This window comes from Corynebacterium sp. H127 (genome assembly GCF_037482665.1).
GTDB lineage: Bacteria > Actinomycetota > Actinomycetes > Mycobacteriales > Mycobacteriaceae > Corynebacterium.
The window spans coordinates 1-16,337 of the sequence record NZ_JBBHKY010000005.1; the positions used below are offsets into that span (position 1 = coordinate 1).

General features: G+C 57.9%; 18 protein-coding genes. 15 read left to right on the forward strand and 3 right to left on the reverse strand.

What is annotated here, in order from left to right:
* The 10 genes from WG936_RS06415 to groL form a co-directional block, all read left to right on the forward strand.
* Positions 1 to 212: IS3 family transposase (locus WG936_RS06415; protein ID WP_339572426.1), on the forward strand; the 212-nt coding region annotated here is incomplete at its 5' end.
* Positions 213 to 593: 381 nt separating this feature from the next.
* Positions 594 to 2,000, forward strand: a complete 1,407-nt coding sequence (locus WG936_RS06420) for an NAD(P)H-hydrate epimerase (protein ID WP_339572427.1) — start codon at positions 594 to 596, stop codon at positions 1,998 to 2,000.
* Complete coding sequence (gene alr / locus WG936_RS06425; RefSeq protein ID WP_339572428.1) at positions 1,975 to 3,060, forward strand: alanine racemase; 1,086 nt, start codon at positions 1,975 to 1,977, stop codon at positions 3,058 to 3,060. Before WG936_RS06420 ends, alr begins: the two co-directional genes overlap by 26 nt.
* Positions 3,060 to 3,548 (forward strand): tRNA (adenosine(37)-N6)-threonylcarbamoyltransferase complex ATPase subunit type 1 TsaE, encoded by a 489-nt coding sequence (gene tsaE, locus WG936_RS06430; protein WP_339564240.1) that lies wholly within the window; start codon positions 3,060 to 3,062, stop codon positions 3,546 to 3,548. The genes alr and tsaE overlap by 1 nt, the downstream gene beginning before the upstream one ends.
* A 5-nt stretch (positions 3,549 to 3,553) precedes the next feature.
* Entirely contained in the window at positions 3,554 to 4,189 is a 636-nt protein-coding gene (tsaB, locus tag WG936_RS06435; RefSeq protein ID WP_339564239.1) for a tRNA (adenosine(37)-N6)-threonylcarbamoyltransferase complex dimerization subunit type 1 TsaB, read from the forward strand.
* Positions 4,186 to 4,638, forward strand: coding sequence for a ribosomal protein S18-alanine N-acetyltransferase (rimI, locus tag WG936_RS06440; RefSeq protein ID WP_339572429.1), 453 nt, complete (start codon positions 4,186 to 4,188; stop codon positions 4,636 to 4,638). The genes tsaB and rimI overlap by 4 nt, the downstream gene beginning before the upstream one ends.
* Complete coding sequence (tsaD, locus tag WG936_RS06445) at positions 4,635 to 5,648, forward strand: tRNA (adenosine(37)-N6)-threonylcarbamoyltransferase complex transferase subunit TsaD (RefSeq protein WP_339572430.1); 1,014 nt, start codon at positions 4,635 to 4,637, stop codon at positions 5,646 to 5,648. Before rimI ends, tsaD begins: the two co-directional genes overlap by 4 nt.
* Positions 5,649 to 5,745: 97 nt before the next feature.
* On the forward strand, positions 5,746 to 6,165 hold the full coding sequence (locus tag WG936_RS06450; protein WP_339564236.1) for a hypothetical protein: 420 nt from the start codon (positions 5,746 to 5,748) through the stop codon (positions 6,163 to 6,165).
* Between the two features lie 165 nt (positions 6,166 to 6,330).
* Positions 6,331 to 6,624 (forward strand): co-chaperone GroES, encoded by a 294-nt coding sequence (gene groES / locus WG936_RS06455; RefSeq protein ID WP_339564235.1) that lies wholly within the window; start codon positions 6,331 to 6,333, stop codon positions 6,622 to 6,624.
* 6 nt (positions 6,625 to 6,630) lie between these two features.
* A complete protein-coding gene (gene groL, locus WG936_RS06460) occupies positions 6,631 to 8,244 on the forward strand; it encodes a chaperonin GroEL (protein ID WP_339564234.1) in 1,614 nt (537 codons plus the stop codon).
* 55 nt (positions 8,245 to 8,299) lie between these two features.
* On the opposite strand, the gene WG936_RS06465 is transcribed toward groL, so the two are convergent.
* Positions 8,300 to 8,599, reverse strand: coding sequence for a WhiB family transcriptional regulator (locus tag WG936_RS06465; protein ID WP_339564233.1), 300 nt, complete (start codon positions 8,597 to 8,599; stop codon positions 8,300 to 8,302).
* A gap of 299 nt (positions 8,600 to 8,898) precedes the next feature.
* On the opposite strand from WG936_RS06465, the gene WG936_RS06470 reads away from it, so the two are divergent.
* Both WG936_RS06470 and WG936_RS06475 read left to right on the forward strand, forming a co-directional pair.
* Entirely contained in the window at positions 8,899 to 9,462 is a 564-nt protein-coding gene (locus WG936_RS06470) for a sigma-70 family RNA polymerase sigma factor (protein ID WP_339564232.1), read from the forward strand.
* Complete coding sequence (locus tag WG936_RS06475) at positions 9,462 to 10,292, forward strand: hypothetical protein (protein ID WP_339564231.1); 831 nt, start codon at positions 9,462 to 9,464, stop codon at positions 10,290 to 10,292. The genes WG936_RS06470 and WG936_RS06475 overlap by 1 nt, the downstream gene beginning before the upstream one ends.
* Here the strand turns inward: WG936_RS06475 and WG936_RS06480 are convergent.
* Positions 10,289 to 10,657 (reverse strand): DUF5319 domain-containing protein, encoded by a 369-nt coding sequence (locus WG936_RS06480; protein ID WP_339564230.1) that lies wholly within the window; start codon positions 10,655 to 10,657, stop codon positions 10,289 to 10,291. The two genes, WG936_RS06475 and WG936_RS06480, sit on opposite strands and share 4 nt — an antisense overlap.
* Before the next feature lie 82 nt (positions 10,658 to 10,739).
* Here WG936_RS06480 and guaB point away from each other — a divergent pair, with 82 nt between their 5' ends.
* The 3 genes from guaB to guaA all read left to right on the forward strand — a co-directional run bounded on the left by guaB (position 10,740) and on the right by guaA (position 15,259).
* Entirely contained in the window at positions 10,740 to 12,266 is a 1,527-nt protein-coding gene (gene guaB, locus WG936_RS06485; protein WP_339564229.1) for an IMP dehydrogenase, read from the forward strand.
* Positions 12,267 to 12,278: 12 nt separating this feature from the next.
* Positions 12,279 to 13,421 (forward strand): GuaB3 family IMP dehydrogenase-related protein, encoded by a 1,143-nt coding sequence (locus WG936_RS06490; protein ID WP_339564228.1) that lies wholly within the window; start codon positions 12,279 to 12,281, stop codon positions 13,419 to 13,421.
* Between the two features lie 281 nt (positions 13,422 to 13,702).
* A complete protein-coding gene (guaA, locus tag WG936_RS06495; RefSeq protein ID WP_339564227.1) occupies positions 13,703 to 15,259 on the forward strand; it encodes a glutamine-hydrolyzing GMP synthase in 1,557 nt (518 codons plus the stop codon).
* A 115-nt stretch (positions 15,260 to 15,374) separates the two neighbouring features.
* Here guaA and WG936_RS06500 read toward each other — a convergent pair whose 3' ends face one another.
* A complete protein-coding gene (locus WG936_RS06500; protein ID WP_339564226.1) occupies positions 15,375 to 16,337 on the reverse strand; it encodes a PspC domain-containing protein in 963 nt (320 codons plus the stop codon).

Here is a 16,337-nt window from a genome sequence, read left to right on the forward strand (position 1 = left end):
GCAACTGCTATGACAATGCGGTGATGGAAAACTTCTTCGGGCACTTAAAGACTGAGATGTACCACGGTGAATCATTTACCAGCCTGCGGGAGTTCTACAAGGCAATCGATGACTACATCTACTGGTACAACCACGAACGACTCCAGAAACGACTCAAGGGTCTGACTCCGATGCACTACCGGAACCAGACCCTTGAACCCCTAACCGCCTAGAATTAAACCAGTCCAACTTTCGGGGGCCAGTTCACGTGTGCGTTCCAGGGGCGGTTTTTTAGTGCCTGCGCTTGTCCGACGGCAAGTCAGCCCCTTTTGCGTAGCTCTCTGGGTAATAGAAGCGTCCTAGAGCATAACCAGCGATTAGTTCCATCCACTTCGCATTTAGTTTTCCTAGGATGCCTCTATTTGGATGCAAACGTAATTTTGTAGAAATCAGCAGAAACGAAGTGAGCTATTTCATGCTGCCGTCGCTGCCTAATTCTGAACCTGGTTGCCATGCCTAGCTGGCATGTGCGCCCAGTCTTCCTGACGCGTCCGAGAAGGTATTTGAGTTGATGTACCGCCGTAGTGGCCTACGCCGACGCTAAATTGGAGAATATGCTTCCCCAAAAACATCTGCCGCTGTACTCTCCGGAGCAGATCCGAGCCGCAGAAGCGCCCCTCGTGGCGCAACTCGGCGAAAAACTTATGCGGCGGGCCGCGTTCGCTGTTTCGATCCGCGCTGCGCGCATGCTCAAGTCGATCTGCGGGCAAGTTTCCGGTTCCAGGGTCCTCGTGCTGGCTGGAACCGGGAACAATGGCGGTGATGCCCTCTACGCCGCCGCGGAGCTGGAAAAACGCGGTGTTGTTATCGAGGTGTGGCAGCTAGGGGAGCGCATCCACCCAGCCCTTGGCGCCATCAAACATCCCCGGTTGGTCTGTGGAATCAGCAACCCGGACCTCATTATTGACGGCATCCTTGGCATCGGGTCGCGTGGCGCGCTTCGCGGCGTGGCAGCTGAAGCCGCGGAGCGCGCCAGAGCTCATCCAGTTTTGGCTGTTGATATTCCCAGCGGTATCGACCCGATGACAGGAGAGTCCTTGGGGGCGTCGATAAGTGCGCGCTGCACGGTGACCTTCGGTGGGCTCAAACCTGCGCATATCCTGGGGTGGGAGCATTGCGGGCAGGTGGTGTTGGAGCCCCTTGGTATTGATCAGTATCTGCCTCGGCCGTGGGGATATTCGGCGGGGATGGAAGCCTGGCCGATGCCCGGGCCAAGCGACCATAAGTACACCCTTGGGGTAGTGGGGATCCACGCGGGAAGTGAACAGTATCCCGGAGCTGCGGTGCTGTGTACCACGGCCGCTGCGCGCGCTAGCTCTTCGATGGTGCGCTATGTCGGCCCCTGTACGTCCCACGTGTTGCAGGCCCAGCCCGAGGTGGTCGCTGGTGCCACGCTGGCTGGGAAAGTCGATGCGTGGGTGACTGGGCCGGGAACGGGCACCAGTGATCCAATGCTCGCGGAAATCCTGAGAGACAACGTGCCTGTGGTCATCGATGCAGACGCCCTCACTCAAATCGCTGGGAACCCTCAGCTGCAGAAACTGCTCCAACAACGGGATTCCCTCACCGTATTAACTCCCCATGATGGGGAGTTCCAGCGACTATGTGGCCGCAGCCCTAAGGGCCGTGTCTCCGACGCGCAGGCCATGGCCCGCGAATTTAATGCTGTGGTGGTGCTCAAAGGGCGAGTGACGGTGATCGCAAGTAGTGACGAGGTCTATTTAGTGGAAGCGGGTAGTTCCTGGGCGGCTACGCCCGGATCGGGGGACGTGTTAGCAGGGATTATTGCCAAGGGGGTCGCTTTTGAGGCGTCGATAAGAATGGTTGCGAGCGCCGTTCGCCTGCACTGCCTTGCGGCTGCGAGCTTAGGGGGACCGGCGCCAGCCGGGGACATAGCTGCAGCGCTCACTAGGGTGTTGACTACGATTGATAACCATGGAATTGCTGACCACCACCATTGACCTCGACGCCATTGCGCACAACACTCGGATTATTAAGGATTTGGCGGGGCAGGCGCAGCTCATGGCGGTGGTGAAGGCGGACGCCTACGGGCACGGTGCTGTCGAGGTAGCGCGGGTCATGGCTGAAAACGGCGCAGATCAATTCGGTGTGGCCACGCTCACGGAAGCCCTGAGCTTGCGAGAGAAAGGCATCACCCAGCCAATCCTCGCGTGGATCTGGTCCGCCGAACAGGATTTTGTGGCTGCTATTGACCGCGGCATCGAGCTTGGTGTCCCTACCCTCGCACATGCGCGGGCCGTGGCTGACTATGATTGCCGCGTCGCCATCAAAATCGATACCGGCCTGCGTCGTTCTGGTCTGCCGGAGGAACACTGGGCGGAGGTCTTCCAACTGCTGAAGCGCTCCAAAACAACGGTCACCGGGCTTTTTAGTCACCTAGCCTGCGCGGATGAACCGGGAAATCCGATTACCGACGAGCAAGCCAGCACCTTCGAGCGCGCCATCGCCGCTGCCCGCGCGGCTGGACTGGACATTCCCGTCAACCACATCTCAAACTCGCCGGCCACGCTCACTCGCCCGGACTTGCACTACCAAATGGTTCGCCCAGGACTGATTCTCTATGGACTGGAGCCGATGCCAGGGCAGGACCATGGCCTGAAACCTGCGATGACCTGGTCTGCGCGAGTGAGTGTGGTCAAGCGGATCTCCCAGGGTGAAGGCACCTCTTACAACCTGACCTGGCGGGCACCCCGCGACGGCAACTATTGCGTCGTTCCGGTGGGCTATGCTGACGGCCTGCCTCGCGCCACGCAGGGCCACCTTGAGGTCACCATCGGCGGCAAGCGCTACCCGCAGGTGGGGCGTGTCTGCATGGACCAGATCGTGGTGTGGTTGGACCAAGACACCACCGAGCCTGGCGCTGAAGCGATCCTGTTCGGACCAGGCGAGCGCGGTGAAATGAACGCCACCGAGCTTGCCGACGCCATCGGCACCATCAACTATGAAATAATCTGCCTACCCAAGGGGCGAACCCTTCGCACATACGTGGGAGGAAAGTGATGAAGTCGAGTTTTCCGGCATCCGGTGAGGAACGCTTTGAAACTCCCGAGCAGACCCAGGCTTGGGGGGAACAACTCGGCGCGGCTCTCGAGGCTGGTGACGTGGTGATTTTGGATGGCCCGCTCGGTGCGGGAAAAACCACGCTTACACAGGGGATCGCACGTGGCCTTGGCGTGAAAGGACGCGTCACATCCCCAACCTTCGTCATTGCGCGTGAACATCGCTCGCTTTCTACGGGGCCGAGCCTGGTCCACGTGGATGCCTATCGACTCCTTGATTCCGGCGTGGATCCAAGCGGTGCCCTCGACTCACTTGACCTGGATACAGACCTCTTGCAGGCCGTGGTAATCGCAGAGTGGGGCGGGGGACTGGTCGAGCAGATTGCAGATGACTATCTTTTCGTCTCGCTGGACCGGACGACGGCCGTTGCAGAGGACCCGGAATCTGAGGCGCGGATCGTCTCGTGGCGGTGGCAGGCGCTAGCATAGAGCCCGTGCTAGTCCTCGCAATTGATACCTCCACATCCACTGTTGTCACCGGCCTCGTTGAAGACGGCAAGTCGGTAGGTGAAAGCATTCTCGAAAACTGCCGTGATCACAATGAACAATTGGTCGCGGCGACTCAACGCGCACTTAGTGCAGCTGCTAAGCAATTTAGCGATGTGGATGCCGTAGTGGTCGGCGCTGGGCCCGGGCCTTTCACCGGCCTGCGCGTCGGTATGGCCACCGGTCTAGCATTTGCTGATGCTTTAGGCATTCCGGTGTACGGAGTGTGTTCCCTCGATGCTATTGGGGTGCAGCTTCCTGGAAAGGCACTGGTGTGTACCGATGCGCGTCGCAAAGAAGTGTATTGGGCAAGGTATGAAGACGGCGCTCGCGTTGCAGGTCCGGAGGTCAGCGCCTATGCGGACATCTCGACGGCTGGTTTTGATGCAGTGAACATGCCAGAGTCGGTGCGCACACACCTCGCTGGCACTCATGATCTTTATCCCACTCCGGTGGCATTGGTCGGGTTGGTAGATTTCAGTGTGGCTCCTGAGCCCCTGATCCCGCTTTACCTGCGTCGTCCTGATGCTAAGGAGCCGGCGTCTAAACCTAAAAGCCCAGCTATCCCGGATGTGCAGCTGTGATTCGCAAGCTAGAGGTGGTAGATGCGCGGCGCTGCGCGGAACTAGAACAGTTGCTCTTTCCAGGGGATGATCCGTGGTCAGAAGCTGCCTTCATGCAGGAGTTTCAGCAGCCCAACAATCACTATGTGGGGTTTGAAGACGCAGGCCAACTAGTTGGCTATGCCGGCCTGAGCTTACTTGGGACTCACGAAGATCCCGAGTTTGAGATCCATACCATTGGCGTGGATCCTGCTAGCCAAGGCGAGGGGATTGGGGGCCAGCTCATGGATCAATTAATGCACGTTGCTGACCTTATGCGGGGACCGGTGTTTCTTGAGGTTCGCACAGACAACGTTCCAGCAATCAAAATGTATGAAAAGTACGGTTTCAGCAACATTGGAATCCGTAAGAATTATTACCAACCATCAGGCGCGGATGCGTACACGATGAAACGGGAGGCCCAGCAATGATCATTCTTGGAATCGAATCCTCCTGCGATGAGACCGGAGTGGGCATCATTGAGTTGCTGGACGGCCAGATGACGGTGCTTGCAGACCAGGTTGCCTCATCGATGGAGCAGCATGCGCGTTTCGGCGGGGTGGTCCCGGAGATTGCTTCGCGTGCGCACCTGGAGGCCATTCGTCCGGTGATGCAGGCGGCGTTGGCCGAGGCGGGGATTGATAAACCGGACGTTGTTGCGGCCACCGTCGGCCCTGGGCTGGCTGGTGCGTTGTTGGTGGGGGCTAGCGCGGCGAAGGCCTATGCGGCTGCTTGGGGGGTGCCGTTCTACGGAGTGAATCACCTCGGCGGGCACGTAGCGGTGGCGAACTTGGAGGGCGAGCCTCTTCCACATGCGATCGCATTGCTGGTCTCGGGCGGACATACGCAGCTTCTTGAAGTCACCAGTGTCGGTGCGCCCATGCGCGAGTTGGGTGCGACGCTTGACGACGCCGCTGGCGAGGCCTACGACAAAGTCTCACGACTACTTGGCCTGGGTTACCCGGGTGGCCCGATCATTGACAAGCTGGCGCAGCAGGGAACTCCAAACATCAAGTTTCCCCGGGCCATTCCGCATTCTCTCGACTTTTCCTTTTCAGGTTTGAAAACTGCAGTAGCGCGCTTTGTCGAGGCTGCAGAACGGGCAGGGGAGCAGATCGTTGTAGCCGATGTGTGTGCTTCCTTCCAAGAGGCGGTGTGCGATTCTTTGACCAAGAAGGCGGTAGCCGCGTGTAAAGAGACCGGTGCGAAGGTGTTGTTGCTTGGCGGTGGAGTAGCTGCGAACTCTCGGCTGCGGGAGCTGGCTGCGCGGCGATGTGCTTCTGCAGGGATTGAGCTGCGGGTGCCTCGTTTCAAGTACTGCACGGATAATGGTGTCATGATCGCTGCACTGGCTGCCCAGTTAATTCATGAAGGTGCGGTGGCATCTGCAATGACTGTTGGATGCGATCCTGCGCTCGAGGTTGAAGTACCGCTTGTCTAAATGAACAGTTAGTTAAGTGAGCGCAAATATTAGGTAAACCCATGTATGATGATATCCAGTAATTGCAATCCCCTCTTTAAGTATTGGGAGAGAAGAAATGACCCTCGGTTACTTGGTAAACCCTGATCTGACTAGTCGTAAGATCGAATTCGAGCTGGAGCAGGCAGCCCAATTCTTGGGACGTGTTGAAAGTGACCGTGTTTCTGTAGCTTTCCAGGAGGATGGGACTGCGCTGGCGGCACTGTATTCGCCAGATGCTCGCGAAGATGGTTCGGAGCCTAACCCGGTTGCTTCCATGGCTCGAAATGAAGCTGCCACTGGTAACTCTGCGTTCTATACCGATCCGACTACCGCGATTTGTGGCCCTGTTATTTTCGTAGGCGTTGCGGGCGAGGATATTAGCGATGCTGATATTGAACGGGTTGAGCATGGGATTCGCGCGGCTCGTAACTACCGTGCGGACGAGCCGGAGGACTTTCAGCTCTGGCGAGATGCCGTCATTAACCTGCACTCTTAATAGCTCTGCCGGCCAGGAACGATGGCCGGTTTTTTATTGTGTTGAGAGCTGGCACTCCTAAGGGTAGAGTGCCAGTAGGTTGTTTAGAACACAGTTGTTCACCCGCGACGACGGCTGTGCAGGCATCGCAACCGGCACATCTCATACTCATAAGGAGCTTTAATCGTGGCAAGCATCAAGCCTTTGGAAGATAAGATCCTCGTCCAGATCAACGAGGCTGAAACCACCACTGCGTCTGGCCTGGTCATTCCAGACTCCGCCAAGGAGAAGCCACAGGAGGCAACTGTTATCGCCGTGGGCGCTGGTCGTTTCGACGAAGACGGTGACCGCATCCCTATGGACGTCAAGGAAGGCGACATTGTCATCTTCTCCAAGTATGGCGGCACCGAGATCAAGTACCAGGGTCAGGAGTACCTCATCCTGTCCCAGCGTGACGTGCTTGCTGTCATTGAAAAGTAGGGGCCAATGCCTAAACTCATCGCATTTGACGAAGACGCTCGTAAGGGCATCCAGGCTGGCGTCGACGCGCTTGCCGACGCCGTCAAAGTAACCCTCGGCCCACGTGGCCGAAACGTGGTTCTAGACAAGGCGTTCGGTGGCCCTACCGTCACTAATGACGGCGTCACCATCGCCCGCGAAATTGACCTCGAGGAGCCGTTCGAGAACCTCGGCGCTCAGCTGGTGAAGTCGGTGGCGGTGAAGACCAATGACACCGCTGGTGACGGCACCACTACTGCAACTTTGCTCGCGCAGGCACTGATTCAAGAAGGCCTGCGCAATGTAGCAGCCGGAGCCAACCCGGTTGAGCTCAACCGCGGTATCGCTGCTGGTGCAGAAAAGGTTGTGGCACTGCTCCAAGAGCGTGCTGCCGATGTCTCTTCTGCGGCGGAGATTGCCAACGTCGCTACCGTGTCCTCCCGCGATCCTGAGATCGGCGAGATGGTCGCTGGCGCAATGGACAAGGTTGGCAAAGACGGTGTAGTCACTGTGGAGGAATCCCAGTCGATGGAGACCGTTCTTGACATCACTGAGGGTGTGTCCTTTGACAAGGGCTTCCTGTCCCCATACTTCATCACTGACGTTGACACGCAGCAGGCGGTACTCGACGATGCGCTGATCTTGTTGGTTCGCAACAAGATCAGCTCCCTGCCGGACTTCCTTCCGGTGCTGGAAAAGATCGTTGAGTCCAGCAAGCAGGTATTGATCGTCGCGGAAGACCTTGATGGTGAGCCACTGCAGATGCTCGTGGTCAACTCGATTCGCAAGACTCTCAAGGTCGTCGCTGTGAAGTCGCCGTACTTCGGTGATCGCCGCAAGGCCTTCATGGATGATCTGGCTGTGGTTACCGCTGCTACCGTCATTGACCCAGAGGTCGGCATCAACCTGAATGAAGCTGACTTGGGCATGTTTGGTTCTGCCCGTCGCGTCACCGTGACCAAGGATCAGACCATCATTGTCGACGGTGCTGGCACTGCTGAGGCCGTAGAAAACCGGCGTGAGCAAATCCGCCGCGAGATCGAAACAACGGATTCCACCTGGGACAAAGAAAAGGCTGAGGAACGCCTCGCCAAATTGTCTGGTGGTATCGCTGTCATCAAGGTGGGAGCAGCGACCGAAACCGAAGTGAACGAACGCAAGCTTCGTGTGGAGGACGCGATCAATGCGGCCCGTGCTGCGGCCCAAGAAGGCGTCATCGCTGGCGGCGGCTCTGCACTGGTGCAGATCGCTGAAGAGCTGAAATCCTATGCTGAGCAGTTTGAAGGCGATGCAAAGGTGGGCGTGCTCGCACTATCCCGCGCGCTTGTGAAGCCGGCTTACTGGATTGGTGCGAACGCGGGTGTCGACGGCGCAGTCGTCGTTGCCCGTACCGCAGAGCTGCCTAACGGTGAAGGTTTCAACGCTGCGACGCTCGAGTATGGCAACCTGCTGGAGATGGGCATCATTGACCCAGTGAAGGTCACCCACTCGGCAGTAGTGAACGCTACTTCGGTGGCCCGGATGGTGCTGACGACGGAAGCATCTGTCGTCGAAAAGCCAGCGGAGGAAGCTCCGCAAGCTGGGCATCACCACCATCACTAATTGCTGTGACGGCAAAAGCCACCCATCGTTTTAAAAGGCGATGGGTGGCTTTTTGTTATACAACCATGCGACGGTTGCCGCGGCGAGGGCGCAGGAGCATGTCACGTTCGGACTCGCTCAAGCCACCCCAGATGCCATAAGGCTCGGCAACTTCGAGTGCATGGCGACGGCATTGGGTCAATACGGGGCACTCGCGACAAATCGCCTTTGCGCGGTTCTCACGCTGCGTGCGGGCGCGACCACGCTCGCCGTCTGGGTGGAAGAAAACTGCGGAGTCTTCGCCTCGGCAAGAGCCGTGAAGCTGCCAATCCCAAAAGTCTGCGTTCGGGCCTGGAAGCTGGCTAGGCTGCGGCATGGGACTTCCTCCTGTGTCTGGAATTTTCGGTACGCCAGTGAATCTTGAACGCCTTGGGTAAACAACTGGTGTCGAAACAGATGAACTGCAGTTGACACGCAAGGTTTGCGGAGGGAAAAACTTGTCGCTATCAGTGGCAATGCGCGTAGATTAACTGTAGGTGAACTTTTTCCTATCGGCCTGATTGGTCACAATTTGGTGTCGGACGCCAGTCAAATGTGAAATATTCTTAAAAGTCGCGTAACAATGATCTGTCGGACCCATGTGTATGGGAGATCAGAATCGAAAGGCGTATTTAGGTGAATGACTTCGAACGGGAGCTAGCGGAACTGGTTCCGCTTGCAGCCGACGGAGATCGTCGGGCGCTCCAACGAGTCATCTCGATCATTCACCCGCCGATTTTGCGATATTCCCGTGCCCGCGTCAGTGGTGGCAAGCATCCCACCGCAGATGACGTTACGCAGGAAGTCCTACTTGCTGTAGCAACCTCGATTGGCAACTATGTGGATCGCGGACGGCCGTTCATGGCCTTTGTATACGGTATTGCGTCGAATAAGGTGGCAGATGCCCACCGTAGTTTTGCTAAAGATCTTTCCAATCCTACTGATGAAGTACCAGATTCCGTACAAGACCGCGATACTCCCGAGGAGTTTGCGCTGGTCAGCGATGGTAGTAACAGAGTGCGTGAACTTCTCGATTCATTAAATGAGAAGGCACGAGAAATCGTAACACTACGGGTTTTTGTTGGTCTTTCGGCGGAAGAAACCGCCGAAATTGTAGGAAGCACCCCGGGAGCCGTCCGAGTCGCTCAGCATCGAGCACTGGCGGCGCTCCGGAAGCAATTGGATGGGCAGGAAAAATAATGACCGATCGTCGTGATGAGAAAGGCACCACCGAACAGTTCCATGAGCTGTTCGGCACCGACGCCTTTCTCGATGACCTTTCGCGCGGCGTCGATCCTAGCGACGGAGCCGATCCGCTAGCCGCGATGATGCTGGAACTGCATCGTGAGGTCAACGCACCGATTCCGAATGCGCCTTCCTTGGATGAGCTTCTGCCAGCGGCTCCAGCCGTCGCTTCGCTGGACAAACAACGGCGTCGTCGGGTGAGCCCGTGGATGGCCAGCCTAGTTGGCGCCGCTGCCGCAACGGTGCTCCTCGCTGGCACGGGTGGTGCCATCTACAATGCGGATCCATCCTCGCCATTGTGGGGTGCCAAGACTGCCGTATTTGGCGGGCATGCAGCAGTGGTTGATTTGGCCAGTGCCTTGGATGAGGTTGACAAGCGCCACGCAGAGGGCGATGTCGAGGGTGCGATGCGTGTGCTTGAACAAGCTCGGATACTCGCGGATGCGGTCAACTCTCAGGATCGCCAATCCACGCAACGGGCAATCAATGAGCTCGAAGCACGTATCGTCGAGGTGGAGACCACCGTCACTCAGAGTGTCCCAACCACCGCAACCTCGGTTGCTGTAGAGACCTCCGTTGCCACCACCACCGAAAAAGAGCCTGTGATCCAGCTGCCACCAGTGATTGTGACTGAGGTAGAAACGGTCACGGTTACCGTGGTTCAGCCACCTACTGCGCCGGAAACCTCAGGGACAGTGACGCCACCTACCACGGTGACAACCACGAAGTCTCCTACCGGTGAGCCGACCGAGGTCACCGGTACCGCAACGCGGCCGATGCCTTAACGAGCGTTGAACCCGTCCAAGTAACCTAAGCAGTAATCCCAAGGCACATACGCATCAACGTCAGGGTGCGCGCTGGGTTCATGGACGGGACTTTGCTCTCCGCTTAGCAAGGAGCGCATGTTGTCCTTCATGATCTCCCAGTTGTAGTAGTGCGGTTCCTCACAATCTTCGCAGAAGAAGAAAATTCCTTGGACTCCACGTGGCTCCAAAGCCGCCTGAAACTTCTCCAACAGGGTGAGATCTTCGAGGACGTGTGCGCGTTCGTCAACTGTGAGCGGAGGGAAGTCATCGTCCGGCTCCAAGAACGACGCCGGGTCGTTTGGGTCGTCCGCAAAAGGGTCGAGTGGCATTCCATCAAAGTTCACAGAGCAAACCTTACCGCGATTTACCCTAAATGCCGGCAAAGCACTACTCTAGGTATCAATTGACGGCTTTGAGGAGGGCTTTATGATGAACAATCAAGTTGCGACTGGTGGAGAAGATCCAAACAAGGTAGCGCTAGTGGGGCTGACCTTTGACGATGTCCTGTTGATCCCGGACGAGTCGAACGTAATCCCATCCGACGTGGACACCTCGAGTCAGCTGACGCGGGAGATCCGCCTGAAGACTCCTATCGTGTCCGCTGCTATGGACACTGTCACCGAAGCCCGCATGGCAATCGCCATGGCTCGGCAAGGCGGCATGGGCGTGCTGCACCGCAACTTGTCTACCGACGATCAAGCCGAACAGGTAGAAATTGTTAAGCGTTCCGAGTCCGGCATGGTGACTAACCCAATCACTTGCTCCCCGGACATGAGCATCGGTGAAGTGGATGCGCTGTGCGCTCGCTTCCGTATCTCCGGCCTTCCCGTCGTTGACATGGACGGCAAGCTCGTCGGTATCTGCACCAACCGAGACATGCGTTTCGAGCAGGACATGAGCCGTCGTGTCGCTGAAGTCATGACTCCAATGCCTCTCGTCGTCGCAGAAGAAGGCGTCTCCAAGGAAGAAGCACTGAGCTTGCTGTCCACCAACAAGGTGGAGAAGCTCCCGATCGTCGATAAGCAAGGCAAGCTCGTCGGTCTGATCACCGTCAAGGACTTTGTAAAGACCGAGATGTACCCGGACTCCTCCAAAGACGGCTCCGGTCGACTGCTCGTCGGCGCAGGTATCGGCACGGGTGCGGATTCCTGGTCGCGTGCCGGAGCGCTTGTCGACGCCGGCGCTGACGTGCTCATCGTAGACACCGCGCATGCCCACAATCGTGGCGTACTTGAGATGGTGTCCAAGGTAAAGCAAGGTTTCGGAGACAAAGTACAGATCGTTGGCGGCAACTTAGCCACCCGTGGCGCTGCTCAGGCGATGATTGAGGCTGGCGCAGACGCAGTAAAGGTCGGCATCGGCCCAGGCTCCATCTGCACCACCCGTGTTGTTGCAGGTGTGGGTGCTCCGCAGATCACCGCGATTATGGAGGCCGCAGTCGTCGCTAAGAAAGCGGGCGTTCCTATCATCGCCGATGGTGGCATGCAGTTCTCTGGGGATATCGCCAAGGCACTGGCAGCCGGCGCTTCCACTGTAATGCTCGGCTCGATGCTCGCGGGCACTGCTGAATCCCCAGGCGAGATCGCAGTGGTCAACGGCAAGCAGTACAAGATGTACCGCGGCATGGGCTCGCTTGGCGCGATGCAAGGACGTGGGCTCACCGGCGAGAAGCGTTCCTATTCCAAGGACCGCTACTTCCAGGCTGATGTTAAGAGCGAAGAAAAGCTTGTACCAGAAGGCATCGAAGGACGCGTGCCATTCCGCGGCAGCATCGATTCCATCCTGCACCAGTTGGTTGGTGGCCTCCGCGCTGCCATGGGCTACACCGGTTCCGCAACTGTTGAAGACCTACAGAATGCTCGCTTTGTCCAGATCACGGCCGCTGGCCTCCGCGAGTCACATCCTCATGACATTCAGATGACCGTCGAAGCACCTAACTACTACCAGCGCTAGGAAACACCCCCAATGCGAGACATTGTTGAAATCGGCATGGGCCGCGAGGCCCGCCGCGCCTACGGCCTAAATGACATCTCTATCGTCCCTTCGCGTCGCACCCGCTCCTCCAAGGATGTGGATACCACCTGGAACATTGATGCCTACACGTTCCAAATCCCATTCATGTCCCACCCGACGGACGCGCTAGCGACTCCGGAGTTCATCATCGAGATGGACAAGCAGGGCGGCATGGGCGTCATCAATGCCGAAGGTCTCTGGGGACGGCATGCCGACCTCGCCGGCACTATTGCTCAGGTGGTAGCGGCCGCAGGCGAAGAACTGCTTTCTACTGACATCCTCAATTCCAAGGCGATCGCGCTGCTGCAGCAGCTGCATGCTGCGCCGTTGGACGAAGAACTGCTTGCTGAGCGCATCGCTGAGGTTCGTGCCTCTGGTGCCACCGTTGCGGTGCGGGTTTCCCCACAGCGGGCACACGCTCTCGCCCCAGTGGTGATCAAAGCCGGCGCTGAACTGTTGATCATTCAGGGCACGCTGATTTCCGCCGAGCATGTGCAGGCAGACGGTGAACCGCTGAACCTCAAGGAATTCATCGGCAACCTTGATGTGCCCGTCATTGCTGGTGGGGTAGGCGACTACACCACGGCTATGCACCTGATGCGCGCCGGAGCGGCAGGCATCATCGTCGGTGGCGGAGACAATACCAACGCCTATGCGCTTGGCATTGAGACCCCAATGGCAACGGCCATCGCTGATGCAGCAGCTGCTCGACGTGACTACCTTGACGAGACCGGTGGCCGTTATGTGCACATCATTGCTGACGGCGAAATTGAGTCTTCCGGCGACGTCGTGAAGGCCGTCGCCTGTGGCGCAGACGCCGTAGTGCTGGGTGCGCCACTCGCTCAAGCAGCAGAAGCTGCCGCTCAGGGCTACTACTGGCCTGCCGTTGCCGCTCATCCGCGTTTCCCACGTGGTGTGGTTACGGCAGAAAACCTCGAAGAGCAACCGCTGCCGTCCTTGGAGACTGTCCTGCATGGGCCATCCACGGATGCCTTCGGCCACCTCAACTTTGTGGGCGGCCTTAAGCGCGCGATGGGCAAGTGCGGATACACGGACCTGAAGAGCTTCCAAAAGGTCTCGCTGGCACTGCGCTAGTTCACCGGGCTAGCAATATTATGCGTTGAGTTCTCGGAGCAAATCAAAGCTTCGGGTACTCAACGCATTTTTTCATTGTGAATCGCTACCACGGTACTGACCCACTGCATACTGGGGCAGCTTGTGCCCTGATCTTGTTTGGCTCTGTAGCTAAAGATTTCTCACTAATGCTTTGTTTGTGGGGCGCGGACAGAACGCCGCTTTGGTACACGAGATTCTGCGCCGAAAATACGTCGAAGGTGAATCGCGCCCACACGTGCACGTGGGATAGACTTTGGGGCGTGAATCCGCAATCTCAACGCCCAGTACTTGTCGTCGACTTCGGCGCCCAATATGCACAGCTCATTGCGCGCCGCGTGCGTGAAGCCCGGATCTACTCCGAGGTCATTCCGCACACCGCAACCATCGAAGAGATTAAGGCCAAAGATCCGCTGGCCTTGGTCCTCTCCGGTGGGCCTTCCTCCGTTTATGAGGAGGGCGCTCCCAAGATCGACGAAGCTATCTTCGAGCTTGGTTTGCCTGTCTTTGGCATCTGCTACGGCTTCCAAACGATGACCCACGCAATGGGCGGTACGGTGGCCAACACCGGCAACCGTGAATACGGCCGAACTGACATGACTGTCTCCGGTGGTCTCTTGCATGAGGGCTTCGAGCAAACCCACAAAGTGTGGATGTCACACGGCGATGCAGTGCATGAAGCCCCCGCCGGCTTCACTGTCACCGCTTCTTCCGCGGGCGCGCCAGTGGCAGCGTTTGAATGTGTAGAAAAGCGTATGGCTGGTGTGCAGTACCACCCAGAGGTGCTACACAGCCCGCATGGCCAGGAAGTGCTGGTTCGTTTCCTCACCGAGATCGCTGGTCTGGAGCAGAACTGGACGGCGGCTAACATCGCGGAGGAGCTGATTGCGGCTGTCCGTGAGCAGGTCGGCCCAGAAGGCCGTGCTATTTGTGGTCTGTCTGGTGGCGTCGACTCGGCCGTGGCAGCGGCTTTGGTGCAGCGCGCAATCGGCGACCGGCTGACCTGTGTTTTTGTTGACCATGGTCTGCTGCGCGCTGGCGAGCGTGAGCAGGTAGAGACTGACTTCGTGGCAGCGACCGGCGCCCGCCTCGTCACTGTGCATGAGGCGGATGCCTTCTTGGCTAAGCTCGCTGGTTTGACTGATCCAGAGGCGAAGCGCAAGGCTATCGGCGCCGAGTTTATCCGCTCCTTCGAGCGCGCCGTGGCCTCGGTACTTGAGGGGCAGGAAGTTGGCTTCTTGGTGCAGGGTACCTTGTACCCGGATGTGGTTGAGTCCGGCGGTGGTGCGGGTACCGCTAACATCAAGTCTCACCACAATGTGGGCGGGCTGCCCGATGACGTCGAGTTCAAGCTCGTCGAGCCGCTGCGCGCACTGTTCAAGGACGAGGTCCGTGCCGTCGGTCGTGAGCTCGGCTTGCCGGAGGAGATTGTTAACCGCCAGCCATTCCCAGGGCCTGGCCTTGGCATTCGCATTATCGGTGAAGTGACCCAGGAGCGCCTCGAAACTCTGCGCGCTGCAGACCTGATTGCACGCACCGAGCTCACCGCGGCTGGGTTGGACAATGAGATTTGGCAGTGCCCAGTTGTGCTGCTTGCCGACGTCCGTTCCGTTGGTGTCCAAGGCGATGGCCGCACCTACGGCCACCCAATTGTGCTGCGCCCAGTGTCCTCCGAGGATGCAATGACCGCAGACTGGACCCGCCTGCCTTACGACGTCCTAGAGAAGATTTCCACCCGCATCACCAATGAGGTACCTGACGTTAACCGCGTGGTGCTGGATTGCACCTCTAAGCCTCCAGGAACCATCGAATGGGAGTAAACATCAGCTAGCTATCGGATTAGCAGTGGTGTACTAAACCGCTTGGGCATCGTCATTCTCAGAATGCCCAAGCGGTTTTTGGTTGCTGGAGTGTCTTAAAGGGCGGGGTAGTTTTCTAATCCACCGTTACTTGTCCGATACCGCTGTCGATCTTGATGGTGAGTACCTTGCCAGGGCCTTCGTTGTGTAGTCCTGGGGTGCAGTTTGAATCCCCGAGACCGGTTTCGCACTCAAGCTTGGTTGGTACTTCCTTGGGAAGTCGGATTTCCACATTGCCGATGCCACTATCTACCTGCACGGTGCGGTTTTCCGTTAGTGGTGCGAGGTCAGAGAGATCGAGGGTCAGGTTGCCGATGCCGTTCTCGTAGGTGTCCTGCAGCTGGGACTCGTTGCTAACTACTGAGGTGAGGTTGCTAGCGGAAGTGTGGAAATCGGTATTGGTGACTGCCGTAACGAGGGCGAGCACCGCAATGGCACCACCAATCCAGAGCCACCCATGCGACTTCTTTTTAGGGGCAGGTGCTGGTGCGGGGCCTGGTTCGGGTAGATCCCAGAGGGCCGGCACTGCGCCGAGTGGGTCCCATGCTGGTGGGGTGGGTGTTTGGAAACCTTCTGCCGGTCCCACGTCGGCATAAGGAGTGGTAGGCGTCTCTGGCTGCTTAGAGTGCAGGTAGTACCAGACCGCGAAGGCTAGGGCCAGGGAGACCAGTGTGGAGCCACTGACTAGGTCGCCGCTGCCGCTGGTAGCACTAAAACCGAAGACTATCAGCGCTGCAAGGAGCCACCAGCCGGTGTTTTTCTCGTGTTGGTATTCCTCCCCAGAGTTTTTCAGTACCGCTTCAATGGGGGAGAGCTCCATGGAGTAGCGAGGCATGATCAGCCAGGCGACTAGATAGACTCCGAGGCCACCGCCAACTAGACCGGCCGCTACGAAGAGTATTCGGATGAGTGTGGGATCGACCTGGTATCGGACCCCGATACCTTCGCAGACACCTGCGACCTTAGCGTTGCCACCTTGGCTGCTAGGGATACGTGTTGGGCGGGATTCCCACATGGCATTGATTGCTTGTGTGTTCAT